At 56.2% G+C, this 16,539-nt stretch carries 14 protein-coding genes; 6 read left to right on the top strand and 8 right to left on the bottom strand.

The window, feature by feature from the left end; genetic code table 11:
* Position 1: 1 nt before the first annotated feature.
* The 3 genes from C0039_RS13865 to C0039_RS13855 form a co-directional block, all read right to left on the bottom strand.
* Positions 2–1,309, bottom strand: a complete 1,308-nt coding sequence (locus C0039_RS13865; protein ID WP_101518395.1) for a nucleotide sugar dehydrogenase — start codon at positions 1,307–1,309, stop codon at positions 2–4.
* A gap of 83 nt (positions 1,310–1,392) precedes the next feature.
* Positions 1,393–2,901, bottom strand: a complete 1,509-nt coding sequence (locus C0039_RS13860) for a pyridoxal phosphate-dependent decarboxylase family protein (protein WP_207796456.1) — start codon at positions 2,899–2,901, stop codon at positions 1,393–1,395.
* A gap of 4 nt (positions 2,902–2,905) precedes the next feature.
* Positions 2,906–3,175, bottom strand: coding sequence for a DUF3144 domain-containing protein (locus C0039_RS13855; protein ID WP_076001637.1), 270 nt, complete (start codon positions 3,173–3,175; stop codon positions 2,906–2,908).
* A gap of 252 nt (positions 3,176–3,427) precedes the next feature.
* Here C0039_RS13855 and C0039_RS13850 point away from each other — a divergent pair, with 252 nt between their 5' ends.
* Entirely contained in the window at positions 3,428–4,354 is a 927-nt protein-coding gene (locus C0039_RS13850) for a surface lipoprotein assembly modifier (RefSeq protein WP_084180048.1), read from the top strand.
* 63 nt (positions 4,355–4,417) lie between these two features.
* On the opposite strand, the gene C0039_RS13845 is transcribed toward C0039_RS13850, so the two are convergent.
* Complete coding sequence (locus C0039_RS13845; protein ID WP_232334819.1) at positions 4,418–6,169, bottom strand: S8 family serine peptidase; 1,752 nt, start codon at positions 6,167–6,169, stop codon at positions 4,418–4,420.
* 225 nt (positions 6,170–6,394) lie between these two features.
* On the opposite strand from C0039_RS13845, the gene C0039_RS13840 reads away from it, so the two are divergent.
* The 3 genes from C0039_RS13840 to C0039_RS13830 all read left to right on the top strand — a co-directional run bounded on the left by C0039_RS13840 (position 6,395) and on the right by C0039_RS13830 (position 8,741).
* Positions 6,395–6,898 (top strand): RNA polymerase sigma factor, encoded by a 504-nt coding sequence (locus C0039_RS13840; protein WP_076001638.1) that lies wholly within the window; start codon positions 6,395–6,397, stop codon positions 6,896–6,898.
* Positions 6,899–6,911: 13 nt separating this feature from the next.
* Entirely contained in the window at positions 6,912–7,610 is a 699-nt protein-coding gene (locus C0039_RS13835; protein ID WP_101518393.1) for an anti-sigma factor family protein, read from the top strand.
* Positions 7,611–8,330: 720 nt separating this feature from the next.
* A complete protein-coding gene (locus C0039_RS13830) occupies positions 8,331–8,741 on the top strand; it encodes a DUF1330 domain-containing protein (RefSeq protein WP_076001640.1) in 411 nt (136 codons plus the stop codon).
* Between the two features lie 32 nt (positions 8,742–8,773).
* Here the strand turns inward: C0039_RS13830 and C0039_RS13825 are convergent, their stop codons facing one another.
* Entirely contained in the window at positions 8,774–9,958 is a 1,185-nt protein-coding gene (locus tag C0039_RS13825) for a hydroxymethylglutaryl-CoA reductase (RefSeq protein WP_076001641.1), read from the bottom strand.
* 79 nt (positions 9,959–10,037) lie between these two features.
* Positions 10,038–10,937, bottom strand: a complete 900-nt coding sequence (locus tag C0039_RS13820; protein WP_076001642.1) for a glutathione S-transferase family protein — start codon at positions 10,935–10,937, stop codon at positions 10,038–10,040.
* Between the two features lie 159 nt (positions 10,938–11,096).
* On the opposite strand from C0039_RS13820, the gene C0039_RS13815 reads away from it, so the two are divergent.
* Both C0039_RS13815 and C0039_RS13810 read left to right on the top strand, forming a co-directional pair.
* Complete coding sequence (locus C0039_RS13815) at positions 11,097–12,839, top strand: DUF885 domain-containing protein (RefSeq protein ID WP_207796455.1); 1,743 nt, start codon at positions 11,097–11,099, stop codon at positions 12,837–12,839.
* Positions 12,840–13,141: 302 nt separating this feature from the next.
* Positions 13,142–14,059, top strand: a complete 918-nt coding sequence (locus C0039_RS13810; protein ID WP_207796454.1) for a GAF domain-containing protein — start codon at positions 13,142–13,144, stop codon at positions 14,057–14,059.
* A gap of 369 nt (positions 14,060–14,428) precedes the next feature.
* Here C0039_RS13810 and C0039_RS13805 read toward each other — a convergent pair whose 3' ends face one another.
* Together C0039_RS13805 and C0039_RS13800 are read right to left on the bottom strand one after the other, a co-directional pair.
* Complete coding sequence (locus C0039_RS13805) at positions 14,429–14,860, bottom strand: universal stress protein (protein WP_076002457.1); 432 nt, start codon at positions 14,858–14,860, stop codon at positions 14,429–14,431.
* Positions 14,861–15,628: 768 nt separating this feature from the next.
* A complete protein-coding gene (locus C0039_RS13800; RefSeq protein ID WP_101518390.1) occupies positions 15,629–16,084 on the bottom strand; it encodes a hypothetical protein in 456 nt (151 codons plus the stop codon).
* Between the last annotated feature and the right edge of the window lie 455 nt (positions 16,085–16,539).

Raw genomic sequence — 16,539 nt, 5'->3', positions numbered from 1 at the left:
TCTACAGCCGCCAGTACGGCACGCCCGCCTCTTCCAGCGCCTCACGTGACAAGCGGGACTTGACGTCGATAACAATGCCCTTGGGTGCGAGCATGCCAGTGAGGGCTGGCAACGTCATGTCCAGATAGTGGGCATGCGGCACCGCCAGCACCAGCGCGTCTGCCGGGGCCAGTTCGCCCCAGTTGCTGAGGCTCACACCATACTCAGCCTGGGCTTCGTCCGGATCAGCAAGCGGGTCGTGGACGAGCACATCGCAACGATACTCTTCGAGCTCAGAGATAATGTCCGCAACCTTGGAGTTGCGGATATCCGGGCAGTCCTCCTTGAAGGCCAGCCCAAGTATGACCACTCGCGCAGAGTCCACTGGCCTGCCCGATTGCAATAGCTTCTTCACTGTTTGTTCAGCAACGAACTTGCCCATACTGTCGTTCGTCTGGCGACCGGCAAGAATTACCTGCGGATGATGCCCCTCAGCCTCGGCCTTATAGGTCAGGTAATAGGGGTCGACGCCAATACAGTGCCCGCCCACCAGCCCTGGACGGAAAGGCAGGAAGTTCCACTTGGTACCAGCGGCCTCCAGCACATCCAGGGTGTCTATACCCAGGCGGTTGAATATCAACGCGAGCTCGTTCATCAGGGCGATGTTGAGGTCGCGTTGCGTATTCTCGATCACTTTTGCTGCTTCGCCCACCTTGATACTGGCCGAACGATGCACGCCGGCGGTAACCACAGACTCGTAAAACGTCGCTATTTTTTCCAGTGTCTCAGGCGTATCGCCGGCAACCACTTTTACCACTGTTTCCAGCGTGTTCTTTTTATCACCGGGGTTGATACGCTCAGGCGAGTAGCCAACATAAAACCCGTCGCCTGCACCCTGATCCGTGGCGCCCAGCCAGGGCATTCCCGATGCTTCTTCCAGCAGGGGCACGCAAACCTCCTCAGTACAACCAGGATAAACGGTGGACTCAAAGATTACCGTGGCACCCGGCCGGAGATGCGCGCCCACGGTGCGGCACGCGTGCTGCAGCGGACTCAGGTCCGGGCGATGGGCGTCGTCTATGGGGGTCGGCACCGCAACCAGTATTACGTCTGCATCGGCCAGGGAGGTCGGGTCAGAGGAGAACGTCAGTTGCTTCGCCTCGCCGAACTCAGCTGTGCTGATACCGGCATTGGGGTCATCACCCTTACGGTATCGCGCCAGCCGTTTCTCATCCAGGTCGAAGCCAATAGTGCGCTGCTGGCGGCCGAAGGCGATGGCCAGCGGCAATCCCACATAGCCCAGCCCTACTATCGCTACCGTTTCAAACATAGGTTTTTATCCTGCAAAGTAAACTACCGTAATCGACGCTGGAGACCACGCCATCTGCGGCGAACAACCAACCCCTTGTGCCGCTAATGAGTTGAAACATCAAACTCCTCGCCCTCCAGCCCCGCCGTCATCAGCCGGGCCCCAATCTCTATGACCGCGTCAAGCAGCGCTTGCAAGTCGTCCAGGCGGGTACGGTGATTGGCGATACAAACCCGGATCGCGGTTTCGCCCGCCAACTCGGTGAAAGATGGAACAGCTATTCCGTCGCAGTGCAGTGTCACTACAATGTGTCGGTTGATCCTGTTCAGCTGCTGCCGGCTCAGCCCGGCGGGCGCGAAACGAAAACACACTATATTCAGCGAAACGGGGGCAAGCCGTTGCAGTTGCTTCATACTATCGACCTGCTGCCCCAGCCACGCGGCCTGCCGGCAATTGCGATAAATCGCCTCTCCCAGACGCTTGGTGCCCATTTCATTCAGCAACATCCAGATCCCGAGAGCGGCGAAACCGCGAGAGAGATCAATACCGTAATCGCAGGGCCAGGGCGCACCCGCTGCGACGCCGCGACTCTCCCCCTGTAGATAGGCATGTGAAGTCGCAAAGCTGCGCCGGTGCAGTTCGCCATCCCTGATCAGCACACATGCTGCCGCGTAAGTGACATGCATCCACTTGTGGAAATCAAAAGCAATCGAATCTGCGTGCTCGATACCAGCGAGTCTGTGCCGGAGCTCAGGCGAGAGCACGATCAACGCACCAAAAGCGCCATCTACGTGATGCCACAGACCGTTTTCCCTGCAGATTTGTCCTATAATTTCAAGCTCGTCGATGGCGCCAGTATTCACTGCGCCCACACATGAGATAACAGCAAAAGGCTTCATTCCCAGCGCCACATCACTTCGTATCATTGCATCCAACGCCGCGTGATCGAGGGTAAAGTCCGGGCGCACGGGAACACTGCGCAATGCGCGCGAGCCCAGCCCCAATATCTCCATGGCCTTGGATACAGAAACGTGGGCCTGCTCTGAACAATAGGCAACCAGTGCTGCGCCCCCGTTACCCTGTTCCCTGACCGACTCGCCCAGCGCATGCTGCCGGGCAACAGCCAGGGCCAATAGTGTGGCGTAGGAGGTGCCGGTACAAATCAGCCCACTGGCGTCCTCCGGGTAGCTGAACAGTTGCCGCATCCAGGCAAGCAACTGACGCTCGATATACATTGGTGAATGGTCGCGTCCGCCCATGTTGGCGTTGATCGCGCCGACAAATGCCTGGGAGATCACTCCACTGGGCGTGCCGGAGCCATTTACCCAACCCCAGAAGCGCGGGTGCGTGTTGCCGAGCGTGTAAGGCAATACATCACGCTGCACTGCATTCACCACCTCACCCAGGGGCTGGCCATGGACCGGCAGTTCCTTGTCGGTGACCTTGAGCCCAGGGGGCGTTTCCTCCCAGGCGGCCTCCTGCGGACGGTCACGTACGAAGTTCAGGGCAACATCCAAGGCGCGATGAGCCTCTGCGCGAAACTCTTCCCAATCGGCTGGCTCCAACAGCGAGGGGTCGTTCAGCCCCTCAGCCTTGTTTACAGGAGTAGACACTATGTCAGGCAGTGTCGCCGCTATCAGTTTGCGCCTGCCTCGACGCCTGCACCTGCTCCATCTGGTGGCGGTAGGCATCGACGATCTTGTCCATGCCCGACGGGGTAAGTCCACCCGCATTACCCACGGCAACATACGTAGCGTACACGGCCGATGCCGACATCAGTGCGGCGGACACGACATGGGTGCCTACCCCCTCCTCTTTCATCGCATTAGAGAGTTCGATAAAGCGATTTACGCACTCGTGGTGTAATTCAGCGTCAGACTTGGACATTGCTATGCTCCTCACAATCGGGACAGATAAAAACGCGAAATTCTAGCATCTTCGAGTAGGCCCTGCCGAGTGAAACAACTGCCCTGCCCCGGCGACGGCGAAAAAGTCACATTAGTGTCGATGACCGCCCCGTTGTTTACGCCCGGCGAGGGCAACTGAACGGTGTGCCAATGCAGAGCATTTGCTATGATGGCGCTGTTTCGCAGTTCAGCATTTGAACACCACAATCAGAAGACTCCCGGATACGATCAGATGAAATGGCCGGCATACACGGTTAGCTTGTCTTGCGCCCTCGCCCTGGCGTGTCTGCCAGTGCCCGCCAGTTCCGCGACCGGTGATTCCTCCACCGAGTTCTCCGCGGAGGTTGGCATAGGCGGTGAATATGACAGCAATGTCTCTGTGGATGAACTCGATGCATCAAGCAGCGAGAGCGACTACGCCATGATCGTCGATGCGGAGTTGCAGGTCGACCACCAATTCAACGACGCGCTCGACATGGCGGTGACCTACGATTTCAGCCAGAGTAACTATGACCAGTTCAGTGACCTGGACCGGCAAACACACTTGCTGGGCGTGGACTTCGGCGCGGACCTGGGCGCAGTCAATTCGGGACTCTCGCTCTACTATATTCACGCCAGGCTGGACGGCGACGCTTTTCTGGAATACTACAGGGCATCCCCTTATGTCTCTGGTTTTCTTTCCAAAAAGTGGTTTGCACGTGGGGCCTACGTCTTCTCGGACAAGAGCATTGAACAGAACCCCGGGAGGGACGCAGATAGCCACGCCGCGGAGGGTGACCTGTACTTCTTCCGACGCGGTCTGCGCAGTTACTTCAACCTCGGTTACAAGTACAAGGACGAGAATGCGGTTGAGGACCGGTTTGATTACAGCGCAAATAATATAAAACTGCGCTACATACACCGTTTTGAAGTGTTCGGGGAGGTTTTAAAAACTGAAGTTTCGTGGCGCTATGAGCATCGCGACTATAGTTCTGTCACGCCAAGCATCGACGAGGAACGGGAAGACAAACGCCATCGGTGGAAACTCGATCTTGAATACCCTGTGCTCGACAGGGGCGCGATTCAGGTATACACGGGCTATGCTGACTACGACTCAAATTTCCCACGCTCAGACTATGACCAGTACGTGATCGGCACTCGCCTGTCATACCGGTGGTAGTTACGGTAGTTACGCCCGCCGCACTGAAGCGGCAAAGCCTGGCCCATTGTTGAACCGCTGCGCTCAGGACTCACCGAAGCGCAGTAAACCGTATCCGTAAATTTCGTCGCGACCGGGTGGGCCCAGGTCTTCGGCAGACTGATAGAGCAGTGCCATGACATCGGCACCGGGATGCAGTTTGCGCAAATTGGCCGCTGCCGCAGCCGCGAACGGTACGGCGAAGGAAGTCCCCGAGGAGGCCGCATAACCTCCGCCCGCGCGAGCATGCAACAATCCTACCCCGGGTGCCGCAATGTCCAGGTACTCACCACGGTTGGCAAGCCGGAACACCTTGTGACCGCCGTCGACGGCGGTAACCGCCACGACTGTATCGTAAGCAGCGGGATACATCGGTTTAGCGACAGGCCCTCCGTTGCCCGCCGCCGCCATCACCAGGACATTCTGCTGCGCGGCCCGTTGCAACGCAGTTTCAAGCAGGCGATTTGGCGGCCCCGCCAGACTGATATTCACCACATCGACATGCGTTGAAATCAGCCAGTCCAGTGCGCGCAGCAAGCTTACGGTTGAGGCTATTTCGCCGCGCTCCTCATCCTGTTCAAACACCGCCGCCGCATAAACTTGCGCAGCGGGCATCAGGCCCTGGTACTGGCCATCGTTGGCAGCAATGATCGAAGCGATTGCGGTACCGTGAAAGTCGGGCAACTGCGCGCCAGGCGATACGAAAGAACGACTCTCAATGCTGGCGCTGGCCAGCGCTGGGTGTGTGGTATCCACTCTACTGTCGATCATGCCAATGCGAGGCGCAACATCCGAAACCTCAGACGTCATGCCGATAGCGGCCCGCGGTGCAATGCCCTCCTCGAGTACGGCAACTTCAGAACCAGCCGTATAAATATGGTTCAGGTCGACCTCGGCCCGGTCTTTGCCCACCACATCAAGCACGCCACGGCGAACCTCTGTGATATCGAAACTGGACGGTCCTGCGACCTCAGCCAATCGCATACCCAATCCGGGGAGGTCTGTAACCGTGTCGAACAAATAGCCTTTCTCGGCCAGCTCCTCAAACACCTCTGGTTCAGCCATAACCAACCATTGTTCCCGGTGGATGCGTTCTTCGTCCACTTCCAGGTCACTCTCCAGGTCATCGAGTATGTCGTCGATCTCGTTTTCCAGCCGTTCTTCAACGGCGTCTGCGACCTGAATCTCGGCTGAAGCCTCTACGACTTGCTCCACGTTTTCTTCGACTGCCACCTCAACAGCGCTCTCCACTGTGGTTTCCACTTCCGTTTCAACGCTTTGTTCTACAGTCTGTTCTACACTCTCTTCAACACCGCTTTCGAGGTTCTCTTCTACGTTCTGGGCGACCTCCTGCTGTACCGACTCTTCTATCTGGTCTTCCACGGTATCCTCGACGTTATCGGCTACAGTCTGCTCGACCTCTTCCTCCACTTCCTGCTCAACATCGTCCTCAACCTCTTCGGTCACGGTATCGGTAATCTGCTCTTCAACAGCGTCTTCCAGCGTATCCTGAACCTCTTCTTCTGCGACCTCTTCGACGACGTCCTCTATTTCTTCCTGAACGGCGTCTTCAACCTGCTCCTCAACCTTGTCCTCGACAAAGCGGTCTCCCGGGCCAAGTAACAGCTCATCAAGCTGATCCTCAACGGCTTCTTCCACTCCCTCCTCGGCCGCGTCGGTAATCGTGTCATCAACCGCGTCTTCAACCGAATCCTCGACTTCCTCTTCAACCTGGTCTTCAATGATGTTTGAACCGTCGAGGCTACCCGGCACCTGGCCAACGGCCTTATCTGACAATGGCAGGCACACCAAAAGGAGCAAAGCAGCGCCCGCCGCGGTGGATGCACAGCCACTCGGATCAAATATCTTCAATTCTTTCAATGAGTTGCGGAAAAGCATGATAGTATTTACCGTGAAAATTACCCGTCATTCTCTATATAGATGACGTTTCGCGTGAACAATAATTCCGACCAAGGGAATAAAATCACGCATTGAAACGTCACTAATTTTAACAGGATTTGTATGTCTGCGCTCAGCGATTCGCAGCGTGAGGCCCTTATGGCCGAACTCGGTGGATTACGTCGCTTTTGTTACTCGCTGACCGGCAACGCCGCTGATGCGGACGACCTGCTGCAAGCAACGGTGGAAAAGTTGCTGCGAAAGGGCATGCCAGAGGATGCACATGCCGCGAAATGGAGCTACCGGGTCTGCAAGAACGTCTGGATTGACGAATTGAGGTCCCGCGAGGTGAGACAGCGCTACCCCGCTACCGTTGTTGACGAGGACGTTGCTCACAGCACTGAAGCGGTCGCCGAAGGAGAGCGGGAACTCGCCGCCGTATCGGCAGCTCTGGAGCAATTACCGGCGGAGCAGCGCCTGGCGCTCAGTTTAGTCGCCATAGAGGGCAAGACATACGCCGAGGCAGCGGAAATACTGGAGGTACCGGTCGGCACGATTATGAGCCGCATCGCCAGGGCCAGAAAGAACTTATTGCAGCATTACAGCCCCGGAACCGCAGAGGGCTGATGGGACCAGAAACATGAATGAACAGGACTACCAACTACTTTCGAGCTATGCCGATGGCGAGCTGGATGAACGGTCAGCGCAACGCCTGGAGAAGAGACTGGCTGAGGAGCCCGAATTGCGCGAAACCCTCAACCAGCTCAAGGCACTTAACCACAGGCTACAGCAGTCATTCAGTGACGCAGACACCGTTCCAGAGCGGGTTAAAGCCATGGTGCAACCGATGACCGGCAATGTAGTCCCCTTTACGCAGCGCCGCTCACGCCCTGCCTGGCATTATGCCGTCGCCGCCTCACTGATCGCAGCAGCAGGACTATTACTGGCACCTCAATGGCAGGACCCCACAGCCGGCGCTCCCACCCTTGCGGCAATACTGGAGTCCACCCCGTCTTCCGCATCTGACTGGACGCACGCTGCTGACGGCCGCCAGATTCGACCGGTATTGAGTTTCCGTTCAGTCGATGGTGACTGGTGTCGCGAATACCTGGTCGCCATGGAGGACACTGGAGAGCGCGGCGTAGCCTGCCGCCAGGGTGGTCAGTGGCAAGTACAAGTTACCGCGTCAGCACAGATTCCCGGCGGCGCATCCGAGTTCAGGCCAGCCGGTGCAGGCGATACCGACCTCGTTGCGGACTTCCTGGCGGACCAGGCTGATGATATCGCCTTGAGTGCTGCGGAAGAGAAGGCCGTCATTGCGGCTGACTGGCAGCACTAGCGTCCCAGGAAAAGAAAGGTCCCCTGGCCCGGCCACTGCAAGGTGTCCGGGTTTTTTTTGCCTGTAACGCTTGCGCGCTCACCCGAATAACAGGCGCGCAAAAGTCATGGCAATGCCTGACACTGTGTTTCAAGGGTTTTCAGAGATAGTGAAGGGAATAAAGAGTGAAGAGAGGAGAAGCAGGGCCTGTCGCCCCATGTAGACGACAGGCCCTGAGGTTCAGTGCGGAGGGCTAGCGGTCCCCGCTCTGGGAGGCGTCGCCACAAGACACGGACGTCTTCAACGTCCGTATCTCGTGGCTGAAAAGGTGAGGTCTGCGGCGGGGCCAGGCATCGATGGCCTTATGGCTCTATGATGCATACCCAAGTGGCTTGCCACCCGTTACCTCTTGTGGTGTTTCACTCCACTTTGATTAATTAACGGATTGGGGCGAAGGTTTATTCCCCTAAATCGTAAAAAAATATGAAAAAGATTCCCGCTTGCTGACAAACAACCCTAAGCTGCTGTTTTTACTGCTTTATTTTTCCTGCACTTCCTGACGACATACTGGAAATTCGCGTGGCGAAAAGCGCATGGGCGGCTTACGCGGGCGATCTCCCCTCAAGGCTACGGCTACAATTGCGCGCAGGCCCGGGCCCTGACAAGATAGCTCCCTGACTCAGCTTCCAGGGCAACTGTCCGCCTAAGCCAGACAATCAACAATCAGGGAGAACCAGGCATATGATGAACGTACTGCAACCTACCGGCGATCAGGTTCGCGCATTAAGAGACCGTGCAACGGGTCAGCCTATTGCCATGCTGAACCTCCTCAAGTTCAAGGACAGGGCGCAGTATGAAGACGGCAGGATTACCGATCTCAGCGGCAGGGACGCCTACAAGCTCTATGCACAGGCGTTCCGCGAAATCATGGAACCCAGGGGGGTCTCCATTATCTATGGCGGCGACGTGAGAGGCCTGCTGATCGGGGCGGGTGACGACCTATGGGACGAAGTGGCACTGATCCAGTACCCTTCTACCCAGGTGATGCTGGATATGCTCAGGGATGAGACCTACCAGGCGGCACAACAGCATCGCGCCGCCGGCCTGGAAGGCCAGTTGCTGATTGAGTGCGGTAGCTCAGCGGCGTTCTAACCGCCCTGGAGCGGGCCTCAAGGCAGGCCGGATCAGCGATTCCGGCCGAGATTCTCGTGGGCATCTACCCATTCATTGCGGCCGGACTCCTTGTCACGCCGGGTAGCGGCACTCAGCGACAACTCCCCCGCCACCACCATACCAGCGGCAATTTCCAGTAATTTGTACGCCTTGCCCTGCCCGTAACAGTCCATCAGTTCCAGACACTCCCGCTGTGTCGCCAGGCCAGTGCCGCCGCCGTAGGTCGCCATCACCAGTCCGGGCAAGGTGATGGAAAAGTGCAGGTCTCCCTTGCGCGTAACATACTGGTATACCGTACTCTGCGCTGCTTCGCCGATACAGGCGGCATCCTGGCCCGTGGCGATATACAACGCAGCAAGCCCGTTCACCGGGTGCGCCGCATTGCTGGAAGAGCCGGCGATATAGGAACTGAGCATGCTGATGCCATAACCGTAAGCCATCTGCTCAGGCGTAATCCGCAACAGATCGGTGAGCACCTCACGTGGAATGGTGAGTTCGGCGGTTACTCGCCGGCCCCTCGTTCCCAGAGAGTTCACATACGAGGTCTTTTTCTCGGTGTCAAAGTTACTGGACAACAGGTAATGGCGCAGCGCCGGATACTGTGCGCTAATCCATTCACAGGCGACATACGTCGCCCTGCCAGTCATGTTCTGCCCTGCAGCGTCGCCGGTGGAGTAATTAAAGCGTGCATTCACAAAATTGTGGAACACGTACTGCTCTATCTCCAGCAATCTGCCCACCGAGGTTGTGGATTCTGCCTGGGCCTTGATTTGCTCAAAGTGCTCGGCCAACCACAGAGAGAAGTCACGTGCCTCGCGGCTGTTGCGGAACACAAAACACGGGGCTCGTTGCATCGCTTCGCCACATACCGTAGTGGTAACTCCGCCGCTCTCACGAATCACACGCATGCCGCGGTTGTAGCTGGCAATGAGCGTGCCCTCGATGGTCGCCATCGGTACATAGAACTCGCCCTGGGCATGCTCACCGTTCACCAGCAACGGCCCGGCCACACCGATTGGCACTTGCGCCACACCAAAGAGGTGCTCACAGTTACCGTCCATGCTTGCCGGGTCAAACGAATAGTTCGCGGTGTGATTCAGCCTGGCGCCGGACTTTTCTTCCAGAAAGCGCTGACGCTGCGCAATGATTTCTTCGCTGTAGTCATTGCCATTGTCACGTGGGATCTTATTGCTCACGATTCTCTCCACTGTTGAATGCAACCACTGTGGATTGCGTTACGCCAATCTCGCCGGAAAACGCAAGTGGCGAGTTTGCCTATACTGGCGACAGGATCTGTCCCATTCTGGGGAAGTGCACATGCACTGCACCCGCCTGCGGATCCTCGCGAGCAATACTGATACGCTCATCATTGAGGCCTATCAGGGTGCCTTCCACCGTCGCCGGGTCAGGAGACTCGGTGCGGATAGAAACCTGCTGACCAGCGCTCCAGCCCTGCCCTGCAGACACCTCACAGGGGGCTGTCGGCGTGTTATCCCGCGCATGATGAATGGCCTGCTCAGGCGTCCACTGTTCAAAGTCGCCGTTACCTATAGCCTCCACGCGCTCGTACCAGGCCGCAACCTTGTTGCCGTAGTCCGCAGGCGCAATAGCCGCCAATTGCACAAACCGCATGATCATATACAGCGTCAGGTCAGCATGCCCCGGGGCGTCCCCGGCGATGAAGGCGCGCCCGTCATCCAGTGCGCCTGCAAGGTAACTGGCGCCGGCGGCAAACTGGGATTGCAGATGCGGTATGGCGGGAAGAAACGTTTTACGATCCATGCCGAAACGTTTTTTGCGGTCCTCCCAGAACGCGTCCGGCAGGCTGTCCGGATTGGCACCCAGTGCTGTCCCGGCTGCAGGCATAAACCAGGAGTTGCCGGCCCACTGCGCAATCAGCTTGCCTGCCCTCCCCAGTGGCTGGGGGTAGAGACTGGGCTCCGGCGTATGCAACTCCAGGGCAGTGGTAATGCAATCGGTATCGCAGTAAACATCGGCACCCACTTGCAGGACGGGGATTCTCTCATAGCCGCCCGTCAGCGCACTGAGGTCGGGCTTGGGTGATACCAGCGGCGCGTCCACCGACTTCCATGAGATACCCTTGAGACCCAGTGCCAGGCGCATAGCCGTACCGAATGGGGAAAGCTCGTAATGGTGCAAAATCACTTCAGGCATTATTTTTTCCTTATTGTCGTGAGTCAGGGGAGCTTAGGGGAGTTGAGGCCTCGCTGCAATCGAACTCGGCGTGAGGTTCGCTGCGCACAGGAGACAATACTGTGGAAACTACCAAACATGTCGGTACACTCAAGCATTCAACGGACCCGATGCAGCACGATGAAATCACCAGCCCTACTGATACTGATCTCCCTGTGCCTGTTTTCCAGCGGCACCAGGGCCGATGCCGCCCTGAAACTTCACCAACTCCTGGATGAGCACTGGGCCAGGGCAAACCAGGAACAGGTATTTTTCCGCACCGACCCCGACACCTACCGCCCCCACGGAGCGCTGGCTGAAGTCAGCGCCAGGGGCCGGGAGCGACGGCGACAGTTCAACGAGGAGATGCTCGGGAGACTTGCTGCAATAGATGCGTCAACGCTGACCGGACAGGACAGGATCAGCTACCAACTGTTTCGCTACGAACGAGAAACGGAGCGCGCAAGCTATGACAGCCAGGACCATCTATTTCCTTTCACCAGCCTCTTTGGTTATCACACCTACTTCGCAGCAGCGCCCGCTAACATGGCGTTCTCTACCCTCGAGGATTATGAGCGCTTGCTGATAAGTCTCGCGGATTTCCCGCGCTACAACGCCGAATATATGCAGTCGCTGCGAGAAGCGATAGAAAAAGGCTATACCCACTACTGTGAGTCTATCAGCGACTATGGGCAGACGATTACCGAACTCATCGTGCAGGATGCGCGGCAAAGTAGTCTCTATGCACCCTTCGAGAACATTCACCAGACAGTCCCCGCCGCTGACGCCAAGCACCTGCGCGCCCGCGCCCATGAGTTAATTGCCGACGCGGTATTGCCGGCCTACCAGGAACTCAACCAACTGTTCAGGGAGAGCTACCTACCCGCCTGTCGTAAACAACCCGGTATCGGCAGCCTACCCGGAGGGGCTGAGTACTACACCTACCTGTTACGCTATTTCACCACCACAGATATGACGCCGCAGGAGACTCACCAACTGGGCCTGCAGGAAACCCACCGCATCCGTGCCGAAATGCAGGCCATCATTGAGCAGACCGGCTTTGGTGGAGGCTTCCGGCAATTCCTTGATTATCTGAGAACAGATCAACAATTCTATGCCAGCGACGCCGAAGACCTTTTGGAAAAGACCGCCTTGATTGCCAAGCGAATGGATGGCCAGATGCCCAGGTTCTTCCGTACGCTGCCGAGAAACACCTATGAAATCAGACCTGCAGAGGGCCGCGGCGCCTACTACGTCAGTGGCCCGGCCGACGGCTCCTCCGCAGGCATTTACTTCATCAACACCAGCGACCCCGGGAAACAGCCACTCTACAACCTGGAAGCTCTCACCCTCCACGAGGCAGTGCCCGGCCACCATCACCAGGCCACGCTCGCGCTTGAACTGGACCTGCCAGCGTTTCGCCGCACGCTTTACCATGCCGCCTATGGTGAGGGCTGGGGGCTGTACGCTGAGAGTCTGGGCAAGGAAGCAGGCTTTTACACAGACCCCTACAGTGACTTTGGTCGACTGACCTATGAAATGTGGCGCGCCAACCGATTGGTCGTGGACACGGGACTGCATGCCTTCGGCTGGTCACGGCAGCGCGCCATTGACTACCTCATGCAGAATACTGCGCTCACCGAAGCGGAAGTCACCGCGGAAGTTGATCGCTATATCACCTGGCCGGGGCAGGCAACCGCATACAAGATTGGCGAACTGCGCATCAAGGCTATGCGCGCCCGCGCCGAGCAGGCACTGGGCAGCGACTTTGACCTGCGCAGTTTCCATGATGTGGTGGTGGGGAATGGCTCAGTGGCAATTGCCATTCTGGAGGAGATTGTCGACGAGTGGATAAACTCTCTGCTGAGGGTGCGTGAGGGCTGAGTTTCTTCCCTGAATTTCGAGCCTCAGTCGCGGCAGTAACAAGCAAACCCGATTGCTGCGGGAACTGACTATCAGGTGATCAGAACGGCACCGACTCAAAACCTGTACTGTCTCTCCTGGTGGAGAATACCGGGACCATGTACCTGGCGAAAACCCGGACCCACACATTGAGAAGCGGACTCCTGGTTCGCTGCTACAAATTCCGCGAAAAAAAGGTTAGCAATTGCTACTGTTCATAGCGTTGCTCGTATAACTAACCTATACTCGGCCAACTGATCGAGCATGGTGTGGAACGCATGGAAATGGATGAACTGGAAGAAAAGCGCCTCATCGCGCTGCGAAGATATGGGCTGTTGGATTCTCCGCCAGAAGCAATCTTCGATGGAATCACCGTTGCCATAGCCAACATATGCGAAGTTCCAATCGCACTTGTCAGCCTGGTAGATACTGATCGACAGTGGTTTAAATCTGCCTTCGGTTTGCGCGCAACGCAAACCCCACGGGACATTGCCTTCTGCGCCCATGCGATACAGCAACCGGACACGCTGATGGTTGTCGAAGACGCAGCCTCGGACGAGCGATTTCGGGGTAATCCATTGGTTCTGGAAGATCCCAGGATTCGATTTTATGCCGGTAAACCTATCGTCACCGAGGATGGTTATCCTCTTGGAACGTTATGCGTGATTGATCAAAAACCCAGGCAGTTGTTGGCACATCAAATTGAGGCCCTGGAGGCACTCAGCAAGACAGTGTCGGCAATACTGGATGAACGCCATCGATTGCAAATGGTTGCGATTGATCGAGACACTACGGAAGAGTTAGTGCGGGAAAGTGAGGCCAAATATTACCACCTCTACCAGGATGCAGAAGTAATGCTTCGAGGCGCCCTGTATCAGTTGCCAACAGCCGCCGCAATGGTTAACGGAAAAGGTATCATCGTCTCGTCGAACGCTGCCTGGGAGCAGTTCACGACCAGTATCGGTTGGTCCCAAACGTCGCTGGGGGGAAACATAGTGCAGGCCTGTAAGCATAAATCGTCTCCTCTTGCCGACCGGCCAATTGAAACTGAATCAGGGTTGCGCATCGTTCTCTCCGGTGACGACAATCAGGTTGAATTCGAATACCCAACAGTTAATGGCGCGTGTACGATCACTGTTTCGTCAATATCGCCGCCGGGTTCAGGGGCAATCATCCAACACTTCTATTCCAGTAATCATTAAGCAGTTGCTTGAGCTTGCGCTCGCGCTGGACTGAACAACCAGACACGTGGACCTCAGGTTATACCGGACACAGAGCTTGCAGGTCACCGCATTTGGATGAGTACTCCAGATGCTCTGGGAAGACTGCAATGCTCTGGGCAGACGCGTCAGATTTGGTGCCATGCTGCTGGATGGATACAGCATGCCTCAAATGCTCAGGCGTTTGGACTATTGCGCGTAGCAGGTTGCAAGATCTGCCTTTAGAGGAACTTCTACAAGCGAGTCCGCCACTCTCTGTAGTGTAGTCCTGGGCGTCAGTGGCTGCCTCATGCAGAACGCTGCGTACGTGTTCCGTTCATTTCACGAGATGAGAGTGTTGAGGACAAGGAACTACCCTCGAATAGGAACAACGACCACCGGACAATGGCTTTGTCGCAACACACTTGAACCCGTGCTGCCCATGAGGACGTCATGTAAAGCGCCATGTCCATGTGAACCAATAATTATTGCCCCTGTATCAAGTCGCTCCGCCTCCTGAAGTATCGTTTCTGCTGCAGGGCCCCGTATGAGCAAAGCGGTGGCATCAATTTTTTGATCACGTAGTTCTTTGGCAAGTTCTTGCAATCGTTTATGTTCATCACGGTATGTCTCCGCCACCGCATCTCTCAGTGTTGTCGAATGCACTTCAAATCCACCCGGTGGTTCCTCCTCGGCTACATGAATAAGCCATACCTTTGCATCATGTGCTTTTGAGAACTGCGTGATAGCTGGAACCAATCTATTGGTTGCGTCTGAGAAATCAATTGCGGCAAGAATATTCACACTTATCATCCATCTGAATCGTTGGTGCTGTAAGAAAGAAGGTCATGGAAGGCGACCAATCATCTGTGATTGCGCAATGAGCAATGAGCAAGAGGAAAATTCGCTGTTACTGCTGACGCGTCACGCTCCCTCGTCATTGAACTTCTCGCCAGATAAGCGTTCAGCGACAAGCCACCCGCTTCTAACGCGTACACCGTTTTGTATAAACCGCGTAAGAAAGCTCTGCATATCATATCGCAATAGTCCTGGAAAAGGCGAAAGCAGTCCTGTTCGCTTCCGCTCTCGAAGCGGGCTCATTGAACAACCGGTGCAGGCCCCCGTGCTTTGCGCGGATCCCGCATGGCCATGAGGGAGACATCAATCCCATAGGTTATGAATTGGCCTTCGGGACTAACCTCAATCACGCAAGATGTAGCCGCCAGTTCCGAATCATCTACCATGCCCTTGGTGAGATTTCGCGCCAGATCAGGTTCAACCAGACAAACTCACCGGGTCGATATCACGAGTTGCTTTGCAGGCCGATAGTAGCTACGTCGCAGCAACCGCCCGCTCGGGGATGAGGTGTTGACACTCAGCGTTCTATAGTCGAAATGCCGCATAGTAGACGAAGACGTTCATGTCCGTTTACACCTGTAACGTTTCCGCGGAAACGCCCACCAGGTTAAAGTGTGACAGATTTCCCCGAGACCGCTGTCAACAACGCCACGCCTTCGGGGCGAAACACTATTGAACCAGGGCGGCCCTACCAAGGATTGCGTGAGTAAGGCTTCATTTTGTGCATCGACCCTCGCGTATTAATGCGGCCAGGGCAAGTAGAAGGCCAAAACTCAAGCCTGCCCCTCCTGCATTTAACTCGGGGACAACACGTTTACTCCAGATACCGGGATAGTGAAGATAGTCGGTCCCGAAGCCGATATAGCCGCTGGTTCCGGGATTTGATGGTGGCCAGCTGATTGACCCCGCCGAGAAGCTGGACGATTGGGGGTCGACTGCGCCCGAGGCAAGGTAGTCGTCATAGGCAAGATTTTCGCAAGCACCCGCGCTGTGAGCCACGCGACAATCTACTGCGAATCTGCCGCTGAGCCGGTCGCTGGTTTTGAGCTCACCGTCTGCCCCGCCAAAATTATTGCCCTCGTAGATGTAGCGAATCTTCTTGCTACCCGCAGTGGCATTGGCTACCTGCGCTGCGCAAAGGCCAAGTATCAAGAAACATATGGTCGGCATTCTATGCCTGAAAAGTCTGTTCATAGTCGCGATAACCCCCCAAGGAACGAAGTCAGTGAGTGTCGCGGTACCAGGAATCAAAGCCGTGACCACCAAACAACTGGCCATACAGCTTGTACGGTCAATTGGGGTGTTAATTAGGACTGAACAGAAAGTGCGCGGCCGGTCTACAGCGAACTGCTAGAAATGACCCTTAATAATTATCCGTTGAGGGTGCGGACCACCTGAGGGTGGGCGATGCGGCGTTTCGCTGGCATTTTCAATCGGATACGGATGAATGCCCGCCACCCGTGTGTGGGTATAGCCAGTAGAGCCCCGACGCCCCAAAAATAAAAAAGCCCCGGAGTACGGAGCTTTCAAGGTGTTTTGTGACGTTTGGTGATGCTGAAAGATGGCTCTTCATCATTAACGGGGGACACCGGCATTCATTAAACTGAATTTGCGAAGTTCGTTTA

Origin of the sequence: Pseudohalioglobus lutimaris (genome assembly GCF_002866825.1) — a bacterium.
Lineage (GTDB): Bacteria > Pseudomonadota > Gammaproteobacteria > Pseudomonadales > Halieaceae > Halioglobus > Halioglobus lutimaris.
The sequence above is the reverse complement of the archived record's forward strand: the minus strand, read 5'-3'. Positions and strand labels throughout refer to the sequence as shown.

Coding starts and splice junctions, on each gene's coding strand:
- C0039_RS13865 (WP_101518395.1), bottom strand. CDS start 1,309: ATGTTTGAAACGGTAGCGATAGTAGGGCTGGGCTATGTGGGATTGCCG.
- C0039_RS13855 (WP_076001637.1), bottom strand. CDS start 3,175: ATGTCCAAGTCTGACGCTGAATTACACCACGAGTGCGTAAATCGCTTT.
- C0039_RS13850 (WP_084180048.1), top strand. CDS start 3,428: ATGAAATGGCCGGCATACACGGTTAGCTTGTCTTGCGCCCTCGCCCTG.
- C0039_RS13840 (WP_076001638.1), top strand. CDS start 6,395: ATGTCTGCGCTCAGCGATTCGCAGCGTGAGGCCCTTATGGCCGAACTC.
- C0039_RS13835 (WP_101518393.1), top strand. CDS start 6,912: ATGAATGAACAGGACTACCAACTACTTTCGAGCTATGCCGATGGCGAG.
- C0039_RS13830 (WP_076001640.1), top strand. CDS start 8,331: ATGATGAACGTACTGCAACCTACCGGCGATCAGGTTCGCGCATTAAGA.
- C0039_RS13820 (WP_076001642.1), bottom strand. CDS start 10,937: ATGCCTGAAGTGATTTTGCACCATTACGAGCTTTCCCCATTCGGTACG.
- C0039_RS13815 (WP_207796455.1), top strand. CDS start 11,097: ATGAAATCACCAGCCCTACTGATACTGATCTCCCTGTGCCTGTTTTCC.
- C0039_RS13810 (WP_207796454.1), top strand. CDS start 13,142: ATGGATGAACTGGAAGAAAAGCGCCTCATCGCGCTGCGAAGATATGGG.
- C0039_RS13800 (WP_101518390.1), bottom strand. CDS start 16,084: ATGCCGACCATATGTTTCTTGATACTTGGCCTTTGCGCAGCGCAGGTA.